General features: G+C 59.1%; 15 protein-coding genes. 9 read left to right on the forward strand and 6 right to left on the reverse strand.

Features of this window, described 5'->3' with window-relative positions:
- Nucleotides 1-302 precede the first annotated feature (302 nt).
- On the forward strand, nucleotides 303-689 hold the full coding sequence (locus tag ACQ4WL_RS27175; protein WP_436512771.1) for a BPSL0067 family protein: 387 nt from the start codon (nucleotides 303-305) through the stop codon (nucleotides 687-689).
- Between the two features lie 10 nt (nucleotides 690-699).
- Entirely contained in the window at nucleotides 700-1,086 is a 387-nt protein-coding gene (locus ACQ4WL_RS27180; RefSeq protein ID WP_436512773.1) for an STY0301 family protein, read from the forward strand.
- A gap of 136 nt (nucleotides 1,087-1,222) precedes the next feature.
- On the opposite strand, the gene ACQ4WL_RS27185 is transcribed toward ACQ4WL_RS27180, so the two are convergent.
- A complete protein-coding gene (locus tag ACQ4WL_RS27185; RefSeq protein WP_436512775.1) occupies nucleotides 1,223-1,855 on the reverse strand; it encodes a LysE family translocator in 633 nt (210 codons plus the stop codon).
- Between the two features lie 401 nt (nucleotides 1,856-2,256).
- Between ACQ4WL_RS27185 and ACQ4WL_RS27190 the strand changes: the two genes are divergently transcribed.
- A complete protein-coding gene (locus tag ACQ4WL_RS27190; protein ID WP_436512777.1) occupies nucleotides 2,257-3,321 on the forward strand; it encodes a hypothetical protein in 1,065 nt (354 codons plus the stop codon).
- A gap of 261 nt (nucleotides 3,322-3,582) precedes the next feature.
- On the opposite strand, the gene ACQ4WL_RS27195 is transcribed toward ACQ4WL_RS27190, so the two are convergent.
- Entirely contained in the window at nucleotides 3,583-5,163 is a 1,581-nt protein-coding gene (locus tag ACQ4WL_RS27195; RefSeq protein WP_426054553.1) for an isocitrate lyase, read from the reverse strand.
- Nucleotides 5,164-5,549: 386 nt separating this feature from the next.
- On the opposite strand from ACQ4WL_RS27195, the gene ACQ4WL_RS27200 reads away from it, so the two are divergent.
- On the forward strand, nucleotides 5,550-5,963 hold the full coding sequence (locus tag ACQ4WL_RS27200) for an SMI1/KNR4 family protein (RefSeq protein ID WP_436512779.1): 414 nt from the start codon (nucleotides 5,550-5,552) through the stop codon (nucleotides 5,961-5,963).
- 123 nt (nucleotides 5,964-6,086) lie between these two features.
- On the opposite strand, the gene ACQ4WL_RS27205 is transcribed toward ACQ4WL_RS27200, so the two are convergent.
- Both ACQ4WL_RS27205 and ACQ4WL_RS27210 read right to left on the reverse strand, forming a co-directional pair.
- A complete protein-coding gene (locus ACQ4WL_RS27205; RefSeq protein ID WP_436512781.1) occupies nucleotides 6,087-6,710 on the reverse strand; it encodes a cysteine hydrolase family protein in 624 nt (207 codons plus the stop codon).
- Between the two features lie 84 nt (nucleotides 6,711-6,794).
- Nucleotides 6,795-8,099: an MFS transporter gene (locus ACQ4WL_RS27210; RefSeq protein WP_436512782.1), complete on the reverse strand. Its 1,305-nt coding sequence runs from the start codon at nucleotides 8,097-8,099 to the stop codon at nucleotides 6,795-6,797.
- 152 nt (nucleotides 8,100-8,251) lie between these two features.
- Between ACQ4WL_RS27210 and ACQ4WL_RS27215 the strand changes: the two genes are divergently transcribed.
- Complete coding sequence (locus tag ACQ4WL_RS27215; RefSeq protein WP_436512784.1) at nucleotides 8,252-8,968, forward strand: SDR family oxidoreductase; 717 nt, start codon at nucleotides 8,252-8,254, stop codon at nucleotides 8,966-8,968.
- Between the two features lie 3 nt (nucleotides 8,969-8,971).
- Here ACQ4WL_RS27215 and ACQ4WL_RS27220 read toward each other — a convergent pair whose 3' ends face one another.
- Nucleotides 8,972-9,487: a hypothetical protein gene (locus ACQ4WL_RS27220; RefSeq protein ID WP_436512785.1), complete on the reverse strand. Its 516-nt coding sequence runs from the start codon at nucleotides 9,485-9,487 to the stop codon at nucleotides 8,972-8,974.
- 28 nt (nucleotides 9,488-9,515) lie between these two features.
- On the reverse strand, nucleotides 9,516-10,037 hold the full coding sequence (locus tag ACQ4WL_RS27225) for a DUF1993 domain-containing protein (RefSeq protein ID WP_436512787.1): 522 nt from the start codon (nucleotides 10,035-10,037) through the stop codon (nucleotides 9,516-9,518).
- A 231-nt stretch (nucleotides 10,038-10,268) separates the two neighbouring features.
- Here ACQ4WL_RS27225 and ACQ4WL_RS27230 point away from each other — a divergent pair, with 231 nt between their 5' ends.
- From ACQ4WL_RS27230 to ACQ4WL_RS27245, 4 genes are all read left to right on the forward strand, one after another.
- The gene (locus tag ACQ4WL_RS27230; RefSeq protein WP_436512789.1) at nucleotides 10,269-10,697 is read left to right on the forward strand and encodes a hypothetical protein; all 429 of its coding nucleotides are present in this window, start codon (nucleotides 10,269-10,271) and stop codon (nucleotides 10,695-10,697) included.
- A 73-nt stretch (nucleotides 10,698-10,770) separates the two neighbouring features.
- Nucleotides 10,771-11,736: a bifunctional helix-turn-helix transcriptional regulator/GNAT family N-acetyltransferase gene (locus ACQ4WL_RS27235; protein ID WP_436512791.1), complete on the forward strand. Its 966-nt coding sequence runs from the start codon at nucleotides 10,771-10,773 to the stop codon at nucleotides 11,734-11,736.
- A 97-nt stretch (nucleotides 11,737-11,833) separates the two neighbouring features.
- Complete coding sequence (locus tag ACQ4WL_RS27240) at nucleotides 11,834-12,472, forward strand: TetR/AcrR family transcriptional regulator (RefSeq protein WP_436512793.1); 639 nt, start codon at nucleotides 11,834-11,836, stop codon at nucleotides 12,470-12,472.
- A 116-nt stretch (nucleotides 12,473-12,588) separates the two neighbouring features.
- Complete coding sequence (locus ACQ4WL_RS27245; protein WP_436512795.1) at nucleotides 12,589-13,395, forward strand: alpha/beta fold hydrolase; 807 nt, start codon at nucleotides 12,589-12,591, stop codon at nucleotides 13,393-13,395.
- Nucleotides 13,396-13,433 lie beyond the last annotated feature (38 nt).

Raw genomic sequence — 13,433 nt, forward strand, 5'->3', positions numbered from 1 at the left:
TGGCTCATGGCGCTGGTAGTTGGGTGACAGGATTCAACAGTGTACTCAAAAGCAACCTGGCCCTGAAAAATGGCAGGCTGCGAGTTGGAATATGATCACCCATATCTAAACATCTAACCATGTGGCCTACCAGCCATGATTCGAATCCCCCTCTCCCTTTTTGAGGGACATTCGGCCCGTCGGCGAAACATCCCGGCTACTCTCCACGAATACTCAAGCTCCCGCAAACCTTGTCCTTTCTCAATCCCCCCATAGTTTCCCCAATATATCGTAAGCCTCTCCCACCACCCCCGGTGAGTCCCGTGTCCTACACCTACACCAAAGTCACCGACCTGGAAAAAACCACCATGGTCGGCAATCATCAATGCATCGCGCTGGTCCGCCACTACGCGGGCGCGCCGGCCACGTTGGCCTGGAAGCAGGGGGAAGCCGTGCTGGGAAATCGCTTGCTGCGCAAAGGCACGGCCATTGCCACGTTTATCAACGGGAAGTATGCGAATCATCAACAAGGCAATCACGCAGCCCTGTATTTGAGGCAGACGCTGGACGGGATTACTGTCATGGATCAGTGGTCGGGCAAGCGCCTTGGCATCGTGACTTCGCGCACCTTGCGTTCCAAAGGCCAGTACAAGAATGGCTTGTATATCGACTCCAGCAACAATGCCGATGCTTTTTTCGTCATCGAATAGAGGAGCATCCATGCAAGCTAAACGTTTGTTGACCGGCGCCGCGTGCTGCATTTTCCCGGTGCTCGCGCAGGCAGCCATGACCGCCTCGCTCGCTTGCCCGGAGAGCGTGCCTGCAACATCGATTAGTCTGAATGCCGTGCCGGCTGGCTGGACTCCGTATATCGGCAGCCCGCTCTACCTGAGTGCCGCAGCACCGATCGATGGCGCACCGGAGCGCAGGGGACAGCTCGTACCCAGCGGGGAGCGCAAGAAGAAAGGGTACACCACGCTCACCTACCGACTGGAAGGCCGCTATCCGGACGGTAAATGGCTGCAATGCAGTTACGGTGCGCATGGCGAGGTAACACTGTCGAAGAGAATGGACGACAGTGTCAGCCTTTGCGAATTCACCTACTGAAAAGGCAGCAAGGCCGGGCAGAACGAGATCGATATCGATTGCCGTTAAGGCATTTTTGGCATCTGCGATATCGCTTGGCGAACCTGCAGGCTTTCTCGCAAGCAGCGCAGAAAGCACAAACTCACCATCCGCCCATCTATTTTCTGCCCTCAGTCGCCATCTTCACCGCCAACCCCGTCAACACGCCCCCCATCATCCAGCGTTGCAGCATTACCCAACCCGGCCGGCTCGCCAGGAACCCCGCAATCGCCCCCGCCATCACCGCAATCACCGAATTGACGGCGACGCTGACGATGATCTGCACGCCACCGAGCGCCACCGATTGCACCAAAATACTCCCATGCCCCGGCGTAATGAACTGCGGCAGCAGCGACAAATACATGACGGCAATCTTGGGATTGGCCAGATTCGTGATCAAGCCCATGAGAAACAGTTTGCGCGGCCCATCGACAGGTAAGTCGCGCACGGCAAACGCCGAGCGTCCGCCCGGCTTGACGGCTTGCCAGGCCAGGTACAGCAAATAGGCGGCGCCGCCGAAGCGCAGCGCATCGTAGGCGTAAGGCACGGCAAAGACAAAGGCGGTAATGCCGAAGGCGGCGCACAGCATGTAGAACAGGAAACCGACGGCCACGCCGCCGAGCGAGATGAAGCCGGCGCGGCGGCCCTGGCTGATGGAGCGGGAAATCAGGTAGATCATGTTGGGGCCGGGCGTCAACGCCATGCCCAGGGCCACGAGTCCAAACATCAGCAAGGCTGTGACATCAGGCACTACGCACCTCCATGGGAAAGTAATGATGGTAGCCCGCCACACGATGCGCGGCCGTTCCACGCACGGTGTTCGTGTGTCGCAGCTATCCGAAGGCCAAGATTAGCACAGCTGATAATAGCCTGCCGGACATGGCATTATTGCGACGATAGAGCCGGGCGCGCCACTTTTCAGCAGTGTTCGCCGACGCCAGCCGACAGGCGTAAAAAAGCCCATTGAATAAACTGACCTCGCGTAATCAGTCATTGTTGCGGGATCAGCGGTAGTAACTATTTTTCTGGCTACGGGAGGGGCGAAATCTGTATTCCCGGCAGCTTATGCGCCAATTTTATTGCCTATAGGAAAATTTTATAATATATTGATAGCATAAAATGCCGTATAAATAATATTTCCCAATGCCTAAGGTGGAACAATTGAAAAAAATAGTAATCGCTCTGTTATTCGTGCCTGTGTTTTCCATGGGACAGAACCTTTCTTGGACGCAAGCATCGGCTACAGCTTGTTATCAGGGCAAGAGCACCAAGAGCGAATTGATGGAAGCAGTTGCTTGTCTCAAGAGTAATCCGGCCGCGGGTTCTGTCATCATCAAGGAGTTCATGAAGGCGAAGTCTGAGTTGCCAGCTGTCGATGCTGAAGTCACCGCCGCGCTCAATGATCTGGAACGGCAAAAGAATAGCCGACTTTACATAAGCTATTTTTCTGACAATAAATCCCCCAAGCTTATGCTGGTAGAAAGCGTTACCTTGGGCGGCCAGCGGACGCAGGATGTGTTTGATCTTGCTGCACTGGATATAAAATTTACGCACACATCGGCCATGCTGGGGAAAGATAAAACAGTGGAATGGAAGCAGGTTCGCTCTTTCCATTATCAGCAATCGGGAAATATGCGTGGTATAGGTAAATTGCTTACCACGCTGGTCGATAACACCCAGTTCATCGATAAAAGTTATCAGGGCCGCTACCCATTGAAAGAGCATGAATCCAGTGATTATTGGCGCGCCATTACTCAGTTTAACGGGACTACCTACCCAGGTAAAAATAAGAATGATTACCTGCGACTTGGCCAGGACGATTTGTCCAGCTATGAGGTAACCTTCCTGACTGAAGAGGATGGAAAGCAGCAAGTTGCCAAATTCGAAGAGGCGATTTTGGCGCAGCAGAAGGAGAAAGAACAGGCTGACCGGGTTGCGGCAGAGAAATTCCGAATGTCGTCTGAAAAAGAGACTGAGCGGAAAGCAAAATTGTTGGCGGAGATGTCATCGGCAAAGCGTGGCTCAGAGGATTCCTGCAAGCGACTGGAGTTTGGTACCTACATGGTTAAATTGGATCCAGACTCAGTCGACATTGACTGTCAATTTGGCGGCAAGATCAATTTGACAGACCTGAAAGGTGCAGGCTGGCTGATTGTCAACAAGCAGAAAGATAATGAGGGCATTGTGCGAGAATATTATATTCGCAAGGCACGTTAACATTGCATTGTTGAGCTTTTGCAAGTAGCAAGCGCACAGTGAGCGATGGCTGTCAGGGCCATCACTGTCTCGGCGTATTTTCGCGGCCCGGCAAGCAGTCGATTGCGAAAGAAAAACAGCGATTCCCTGTCTTTACAGGCCATCTTGATGGCCGGCCCCTTCGACAGGCAGCCCATCACTAGGTTGCCGCCGCCCGCCCGCAGCGCAGACGCAAAAAAACCCGCCGAAGCGGGTTTTTTACTCTACAGCCAAACCAAAAACTTAGAACTGGTTCATGGTGTTGTCTTTACCAGCTGCCTTCAGCGCCGCTTCGCCGCTGAAGTAATCCTTGTGATCGTCGCCGATGTCCGAGCCGGACATGTTTTGATGTTTCACGCAGGCGATGCCCTGGCGGATTTCCTTGCGCTGCACGCCGGCCACGTAGCCCAGCATGCCCTGGTCGCCGAAGTATTCCTTGGCCAGGTTGTCGGTCGACAAGGCGGCCGTGTGGTAGGTCGGCAGGGTGATCAGGTGATGGAAGATGCCGGCTTCGCGGGCCGAGTCGGCCTGGAAGGTGCGGATTTTCTCGTCGGCCGTGATCGCCAATTCCGTCTGGTCGTATTCCACGCTCATCAGCTGGGCGCGTTCGTAGGCGGACACGTCCTTGCCGTCAGCCTTCATGATGTCATACACCTGCTGGCGGAAGTTCAGGGTCCAGTTGAACGATGGGCTGTTGTTGTACACCAGCTTGGCGTTCGGGATGACCTTGCGGATTTCGCTGACCATGCCGCCGATTTGCGCGATATGCGGTTTTTCCGTTTCGATCCACAGCAGGTCGGCGCCGTTTTGCAGCGAGGTGATGCAGTCGAGCACGCAACGCTCTTCGCCGGTACCGGCGCGGAACTGGAACAGGTTGCTCGGCAGGCGTTTTGGACGCAGCAGCTTGCCTTCGCGCTTGATGATGACGTCGCCATTGCCCAGCGCATCGGCCGACACTTCTTCGCAGTCGAGGAAGGAGTTGTATTGGTCGCCCAGGTCGCCTGGTTCATTGGTGACGGCGATCTGCTTGGTCAGGCCGGCGCCCAGCGAATCGGTGCGGGCGACGATGATGCCGTCGTCCACGCCCAGTTCCAGGAAGGCGTAGCGAATGGCGCGGATCTTGGCCAGGAAGTCTTCGTGCGGCACCGTGACTTTACCGTCCTGGTGGCCGCATTGTTTCTCGTCGGACACCTGGTTTTCGATCTGGATGCAGCAGGCGCCCGCTTCGATGAACTGTTTCGCCAGCAAATAGGTCGCTTCGGCATTGCCGAAACCGGCGTCGATGTCGGCGATGATGGGCACGACGTGGGTGATGTGGCCGTCGATCTTGGCCTGGATGGCTTGCTTTTCAGCACCTTGGGCCGCGTCCAGCTGGCGGAACAGGCCGCCCAGTTCGCGGGCATCGGCCTGGCGCAGGAAGGTGTAGAGCTCCTTGATCAAGGCCGAGACGGCGGTTTTTTCATGCATCGACTGGTCTGGCAGCGGGCCGAACTCGGAGCGCAGGGCGGCCACCATCCAGCCCGACAGGTAGAGGTAGCGGCGGTCGGTGCTGTTGAAGTGCTTCTTGATCGAAATCATCTTCTGTTGACCGATGAAACCGTGCCAGCAACCGAGCGACTGGGTGTACTTGGATGGGTCCGCATCGTAGGCGGCCATGTCGTTGCGCATGATCTTGGCCGTGTAGCGGGCGATGTCCAGGCCGGTCTTGAACTTGTTCTGGGCGCGCATGCGGGCGGCGGACTCGGGATTGATGGCGTTCCAGGCGCTGCCTTGTTGCTCTTTCAAACCAGCAACAGCCTTGATGTCGTCTTGATATTGGGACATGTGAATCTCCTAAAAAGAAAAGCTATGTTTGAGAAAATCGCCGAGTGCGCCACAACGTCTTGTCGAAGCAAACTGCATGACTAAATAGTAGGCCGATTCGCGTCGATGTTCAAGTCTTATATAAGACATATAACTTAAATTAAGTCTTTGTTTTTCAATGGGTTAATTATTCTTTTTCATGATGTGAAATGAATTTTCAAAAAGTGAGAGAATTTATGGCTGAGTCTGGTGGTTCATATTCCGCGATGTGAAACGCCTTTTCAGAATTTGGTGCAGCGCGACAAATCGGGGCGAAAAAAAGCCACCCGAAGGTGGCGCAGAGGCAATTTTGTTTTAATATCATGATCCGATTGTGAAAGGTAAAGCCAGCGATGCAGATGAACGGTATGGATTTACCCGTCGAGTATGTTGCATTTGCAGCAAGGTATCTAGATGCGGAAGGATTTTGCAATTTGAGACTGAAAGAAGAGCTCGATTCTTTCGGTGGCGTCTTGCAGACGGAACTGGCTCAAATCTATACGGATGTCGTCGAATTGACTGTCCAGACAGCGAAGCTTGGGGCATGTTTCGTAGGCGATGGCTGCTATGGAGAGCCTGGAAATGTCAGTGCTGGCCAGGGAGCCATACCGGACATCGTTGATTTTACAGAAATCATTTGTTTCGGCATGGCCGGCGACGGGAGTCAATTCTGCTTCGATTTCAGGGGCGCCCGAAGCGCGCCATCTGTCATCGTATGGGACGATGATTACTGGCGAAAGATTTCAAACTCCTTTGAAGACTTCCTATTGCTATTTTCTTGATAGCTTGCCGGGGCAGCTGCTGATGTGAAACGCCTTTTCAGAATGTGGTGCGGCGCGACATATCGTGGCGCTGGCTTGTATGCCTGCTGGCAATGTGTCGAGGACCCTGCGGGAATGTTTTTTTCAGCGCAGTTGTCGTATGCCGGCGACAGCTGAGCGGACAAGGTGGGGCGCCGGCGCAGCACAAGGGCGGGACAGTGCGTCGATCACGTCCGCCGTTGCCACCACTTGCGCATACTCGCCATGCAAATTGGCCAGCGCCATCGCATGCACCTCGTCCGCCGTTCTTGGCGTGCCCGCGTAATCGACTTGAGCAAACGCAAAGCATGCATCGGCGACGACTTGCGTGGCAAAGCCCAGATTGCCCGCCGTGCGCGCGCTTGACTCTACGGAATTATTGGTGCTGACGCCCACGATGACCAGCTTGCTGATGCTGCGTGCGCGCAACCAGCGTTCCAATCCCGAGTGGATGAAGGCATCCGGCACATTTTTCTCCACGACATGCTCTTCCGGCAAAGGCGCCAGCGCTGCCTGAAATTCTACGCCGGGCTGGCCGGGCCAGAAGGGCGAGCCTGGCGTTCTGGAAATGTGGCGCACATGTACGACGGTGGCGTCCGCTGCGCGCCAAGCTTGCAGCAAGGTGGCAATCTGGTGTTCCGCGCCGGGATTGTTGCGGCTTCCGGCAGCGGGGCTGGCCATGCCTTGTTGCATGTCGATGATGATGAGTGCGCGATGGTGGGCATGCATGTTGGTAGCCTGGGCGGAATGGCAGGCGCACTGGGCGCCTGCCTGGGGAAATAGTGCTGCAGTGATTGCCGCAGGGGCGCGAATCTAGCGTCCCACGGTCTGCCGCTGGTCCTTGATGAACAGCGCCGTCAGCATGCCGATTACGCACACGCCGATCACATAATAGGCGGGGCCCAGCACGTTGTTCTTCAGCATCAGGGTCACGACCACGGGCGTCAGGCCGCCGAAAATCGCGTACGACAAGTTGTAGGAAAACGACAGTCCCGAGAAGCGCACCTGGGCCGGAAACGCCTGCACCAGTACATAGGGCACGGCGCCGACGACGCCGACGAACAGGCCCGTCATGGCGTACAGGGGCAGCAGCAGGTCGGGCCGGCTGCCGATGGTAGTGTAGAAGAGATACGTACTGATGGCCAGCAGCACCGAGCCGACGAAGATCACGCGCTTGCCGCCCAGGCGGTCGGCCAGCATGCCGGCGATGATGCAGCCGAAGGCCAGGCACAGGGTGGCCACGGTATTGGCCACCAGGGTGGTGCGCGGCGCGATGTGGTGGATCTTTTGCAGCAGGGCAGGCGTCATCAAAATGACGACGACGATGCCGGCCGACAGCATCCAGGTCAGCAACATCGACACGGCGACGGCGCCGCGGTGGCTGCGCAGCACGGATTTCAGGGGCATTTCCGTCGCCAGCGCCTTGCGTTGCTGCATTTCCGCAAAGACGGGGGTTTCATGCAGCCAGCGGCGCAAATACATGGCACCAAAGCCGAAGAGGCCGCCCAGCAAGAACGGATAGCGCCAGGCGCCATCGGTGATTTCTGCCGGCGTGTAGACGGTGTTGAGGCCCGTTGCGACCAGCGAGCCGAGCAGAATGCCGACCGTCAGGCCGGCTGTCAGCACGCCGCAGGCAAAGCCCGTGAAACGGCTCGGCACGTGTTCGGACACAAACACCCAGGCGCCCGGCACTTCGCCGCCCACGGCCGCGCCCTGGAAGACGCGCATCAAGAGCAGCAGCAGCGGGGCGGCCAGACCGATGGTGGCGTAGGTCGGCAGCAGGCCGATCAGCAGGGTCGGCACGGCCATCATCAGGATGGACAGGGTGAACATGCGCTTGCGGCCCAGCAAGTCGCCGAAGTGGGCCATGACGATGCCGCCCAGCGGACGCACCACGTAGCCGGCGGCGAAGATGCCGAAGGTTTGCAGCAAACGCAGCCATTCCGGCATTTCCGGCGGGAAGAAGAGCTGGCCGATGGCGTTGGCAAAGAAGACGAAGATGATGAAATCGTAGAACTCCAGCGCGCCACCGAGGGCGGACAGCGACAGGGTCTTGTAGTCTTGTTGGGTGAGGGGACGGCTTGCGGCGTTGATTGCGGCGGTATTGGAAGTAGGCATGTGTCTCGTTCTTGTGTGTTATCGGAGATTGCCAGACCTAGCATACGCATTTCCACCGCGTGAGTAAATGCGGTGCGTATGGGGATCAGCCTCAGCTGTGCTTAATACAACGCCGCTATCATCAGCGTTGACTTCATTGGAAAGGACACACAATGCACATCATGATCGTGGGCGCCAGCCGGGGCCTGGGACGCGCGCTGGTGGACGGTTTGCTCGCTGACGGACATACCGTCATCGGCGTATCGCGCCAGCAACCCGCCGACTTGCCTGCCGGCCAGGGCGCACAGCTGCAATGGATCGCGGCGGACCTGGCCGCACCGGCCGAGGCCGTCGAACGCATCGCGCGTGTAGCGCCCGCCGTGCTGGACGCGGTGATCTACAACCTGGGCGTGTGGGAAGAGAAAGCCTTCAGCGATGACTACGCTTTTCTCGGCGATGCGGACGACGCCATCGTCGACATGGTCAATACCAACATCACGGCGACGATATTGCTGCTCAAGCGCCTGGTGCCGCGCTTACTCAACAGCAGCAAGCCGCAGCTGATACTCACGGGGTCGACGTCCGGCCTGCGCCAGAGCGGCCGCCCGGAAGTGACGTTCAGCGCCTCGAAATTCGCCTTGAACGGCATCGCCGATGCCTTGCGCGAAGGTTTCCGCGCGCAGGGACTGGCCGTGACGGCGCTGCAACTGGGCTACCTGAATACCTACGATGGCTTGTCCGTGCCGGTGGCGGACGCTGCCGCGCGGGGCGAGGGCGAACTGATTCCCGTGCATGACGTCGTTGCCGTCGTGCGCATGCTGCTGAGCCTATCGAATGCCTCGTTCGTGCGCGAACTGGTGCTGCCGGCGCTGCGTGACGAGCGTTTCTGACTCTCAAGCGTCCTTGCCGTAGACCTCGGACCAGCCCAGCCGCTCTTCCAGCCATTCATCCACTTCGGAGGAATCCATCTGCAGCAGCAGGGCGCCTAAGCGCAAGTTGCCCTTGGCGAGGGCCAGCACGGCGAACACGGATTCCAGCATGACGGGGTCATGGCCCTGCAAGTCGCGCGCGGCGATGGCGGGCAGCTGCGCCCAGGCTGCCTGGTAGCTGCCGGCCAGCCAGTCCGGCAGGGGCGGATTGTGCGGGCGGTGGCGCTCCAGTTCGATCAAGGCGATGAGCGCATAGAAATCTTCCTCGCGCGATTCAGCGCCGCCCAGCATGTGGACGAGCTGGGGCACGGCCGCATACGAGGCGATGCCCACGTCGCCCTGGTGGTGCAGCTCTTCCCACAGTTCATGCCAGACGTCTTCGCCCGCCTGCATGGCCTTGAGCGCCTCGGCCACGTCGTAGGGCATGCGGTAGCCGCCTTCCAGGGTGGGCCAGATGGGGTCTTCTAGTGATAACAGCATGGGTTTCCTTGTTTAAACTGACAAGTCTTTATGCCTGGCGCGCATACGCAAACATATGCTGCACATATTCAGCCTTGCCGAGCGGCACGCCGTTATGGCGCAGGATGTTGTAGGCCGTCACCAGGTGAAAATAGAACTGCGGCGTGGCCCAGTTGAGCGCATATTCCAGGCCCGTCATGTCGAAGCTCAAGCCACCGGCCAGGGTGATCGATACTTGCTGTTGCGCGCCAGCGTCGATTGCTGCGCGGTCCGCCGCAGCGAGCATCGCCAGGGTGTCCTCGATCAGCGCCTTGGCTTGCGACATGTTGGCGGGCGTGGCGAGCTGGGGCAGCGCTTGCCGCGTCAGCCGGCACACGGCTTCCTGCGCCTGGGTGCACGTGAATTCCACCTGCCGCGCCAGCGTGTGCATGTCGGGTGCCAGCCGCGCGTCGAGCAGGTTTTGTACCTCAAAACCCTGTGCCTGGGCGCGTTCCTCGCCTTTAGTCAATAGCGTCGTCAGGGAGCGCAGCATCTGTGCAAAGCAGGGGATGGTGATGGCGTAGACCGACATGGACTTCCTCAAGTATGGATGTGGATAGCGCGCGGCGCGCGGCCATGCGCTCAGGCGCCGACATTTAACAGTTGCGCTTTCCAGAGTTCAAGGACGGTCGGCATAACAGATAAAGGGGCGAGAGCGATGCCAGCATTATGCCCGGGCCTGCCGTGTTTCAGCGTGCCGGTTGAATATGCTACAGTCCGCGATTGCCGCCAAGCTGGAGCGGCACCCTCTGGATCATGCTTGATGCCCACCTGGACTTCCCCGCCACAACTCGTCGCCCTGGCCGCCTTTTATGCGCAGGCGCAAGCCCATCCTGAAACGCTCAGTGATGCAGTCTTCCTGGATAACGTGAAAGCTGCGCACTGGCCCACCAATTGCTGGAGTTACGCGGAAGCGTCGTTCGCCATCATCGCGCCCGCCTGCCTGCTGCGTCCGCATCTGACCGCCGAGCTGATTGCTTTCCCCATCGATGCCATGATCGCCTGCGGCCTGGAAGATGCGGAACAAGTCATCGCCATCGGCCTGGACTGCGCCATGCGCGACGCGCCGTATGTGGCGCCGAGCGAGGAGGGCAAGCGCTGGCTGACGCAGGTGTGGGCGGGGCTGGGGGAGGTGGTCCAGACTGTGTTGCGCGCCAGGCTGCAAGCGGCGCTGGCCGATGATGAGGACTAGGCAAGCCTGTGCTTGACCTGGAAAGCCGGTTTACGTTAGGGTATACGTAACTACTTACATATATCCCGATCTCATGTCCTCCAACTTGCAAACCTACGGCTCCCTGATGCTGGCCAGCCGCCTGCGCCGTCTTTCTGATCAACTGTATGCGGGTGTCGATACCAGCTATCTGGCGGCCGGCGTCGAGCTGACGTCGCGTTGTTTCCCCTTGCTATTGCTGCTGCGCGACAACGGTCCCACGGCGATTACGGCCCTGGCCGCGCAGATCGGGCAGACGCATCCGGTGGTGGTGCAACTGGGGCGCAAGCTGCTCGATGCTGGCGTGGTGGTGGAGATGCCGGACGCCAAGGATGAGCGGCGCCGGCTGCTGGCGCTGTCCGACGCCGGGCAAGCCTTGCTGCGCACCATGGCTCCCCTGTGGGACGACGTGCGCGCGGCCGTTGATACGGTATTCGAACACGGTACGCCGCAGTTGATGGCCAGCCTCGACCGCGCGGAAGCGCGCTTGCAGGCGCAAGGCTTTGGCGAAACGATCGCCGCCTGCCGCCGCCAGCGCGAGCGGGCCGCCGTGGAAATCATCGATTACGCCGCGCCGTATGCGGCCGACTTCAAGCGCCTGAATATCGCCTGGCTGGAACGCTATTTCTATGTCGAAGCGCTGGACGACAAGGTGCTGTCCGATCCGCAACGCTCGATACTTGACGCTGGCGGGCAGATTTTCCTGGCGCGCCTCGATGGAAAAATCGTTGGTACCTGCGCCCTGATACGCGCCGGCGACGCCAGCATCGAGCTGTCGAAGATGGCCGTCACACCCGAGTGCCAGGGCCTGGGCATCGCGCGCCGGCTGATCGAACGGGCCTTCGACGCCTTCGAGGCCAGCGGCGCGCAACTGTTGTTCCTGGAGTCGAACAGCAAGCTGGCGCCGGCCATCCGCCTGTACGAAAGCAGCGGCTTTTCGCACGTGGCGCGGCCCGCCGGCGACGCCCATTACCAGCGCGCCGACGTCTACATGGAGTGGCAGGGCCGGCAGCGAACTTGATGCCGTCACGCGGCGCTCCCTATCGGCCGTCTCCCGCGTTACAATACGCGCACCCATAACGGAACTCAGGTTCCACTATTCGAGACGCCGACGCCGCATGCCTTCCTTCCCGATGCCCTTCCCGCAGATGATCGTTCCTCCGGAACCCACCCAGGCGCGCAGCAAGCAGGCGTTCGAGCGCCTGTTGCAGGTAGGTGAACAGTTGCTGGCGGAAAACCGTTTCGATGAAATCGGCGTGGCCGACCTGGCCCGGCTGGCGGAAACCTCGGTCGGCACCTTTTACCGCTTGCTGGGCGACAAGGACACCCTGAGCCGCTTGCTGCTGCAGCGCTTTTTTTCCGACATGGTGGACAAGGTCGAGACCCTGACGGAGCTGCGCCAGTGGGAAGGGCGCAGCCTGGAAGACTTCATCCGCGCGCTGGTGGCCATGTTCGTGGCCGTGAATGGCGGGCGCAGCGGCGTCTTGCGGGCTCTGATCACGCGCGCGTCGCAGGATGCACAATTTCGCGACAGGGTGCACCAGATCAATCATTTGATCTCGCAACGCACGGTCGCCGTCCTGGCCAGCAAGTCGGCCAGCATCCGCCACCCGAACCCCACGCAGGCGATGATGGTGGTGCCGCCCGTGCTGCTGGGCATTCTGAACCAGCACACCCTGACGGGTTCGCTGTCCTTTTTGTCGGGCGCGGCGCTGGAAGATGAACTGGTGCGTGTTGCTTTAAATTACCTGACTTGAGATATTTAGCGATTTAACTTGAAATCGGAATTCGGATTCCGTATTATGTTTTCCAACAGCAGGAAAACATATTCCTGCACCTGAACACAAAGCATGTTCAACAGCAAGGAGACAGAATGCGGCGTCACACGACATCCGATGTTCCATTGCACTACCTCGACCTCGATCCCGGCACAGAGACAGGGCAGGGCGAGCCCGTGTTTCTGTTGCACGGCCTCGGTTCCTGCGCCGCAGACTGGCGCCCGCAGATCGATGCCCTCGGCACCAGCTATCGCCTGATCGTGCCCGACCTGCGCGGCCATGGCCGCAGTCCCGCGCCAGTCGGCGACTGGCAGATCGGGGACTTTGCCAATGACCTTTTCAACTTGATGGACCAGCTCGACGTGCCGCGCGCGCACATCGTCGGCTTTTCCCTGGGCGGCATGGTGGGCCTGGAAATGGCCAACCGCGCCCCTGGCCGGGTGGCCAGTTTGTGCCTGATCAATTCCCAGCCGTTTCAGGGCAGCAAGCCGGCGTCTTTGCTGTTTGCCTACTGGCTGCGCCGCACGGTGATCGCCACCTTCGGCTTGAAAACCATGGGCAAGATCATCGGCAAGAAACTGTTTCCCGATCCGTCCCAGCAAGCGTTGGTCGAGCGCTTCGCCACGCAGATGGCGGGCATGGACAAGCGCGCCTACCTGGCGGCGCTGGATGCCATTTTTCACTGGGATATCGAACTTCATTTTCAGGCCCTGGCCATGCCCGTCTTCATCATGGCGGCCGACCAGGATTACACGCCCGTCGCCAGCAAGCGGGCCTTTGCCGCACAGTTTCAGCAGTGCGAGATCGAGATTATCGCGAACTCGCGCCATGCCACGCCCTTGGACCAGGCGCAGCGTGTGAATACCTTGTTGCAGTCCTTCCTCGCCACACATTCAAAATAAACAGGCCACTCGCCGCACGGGCCGGGGGCCGGGAAACA

Origin of the sequence: Janthinobacterium kochi (genome assembly GCF_051380715.1) — a bacterium.
Lineage (GTDB): Bacteria > Pseudomonadota > Gammaproteobacteria > Burkholderiales > Burkholderiaceae_D > Janthinobacterium.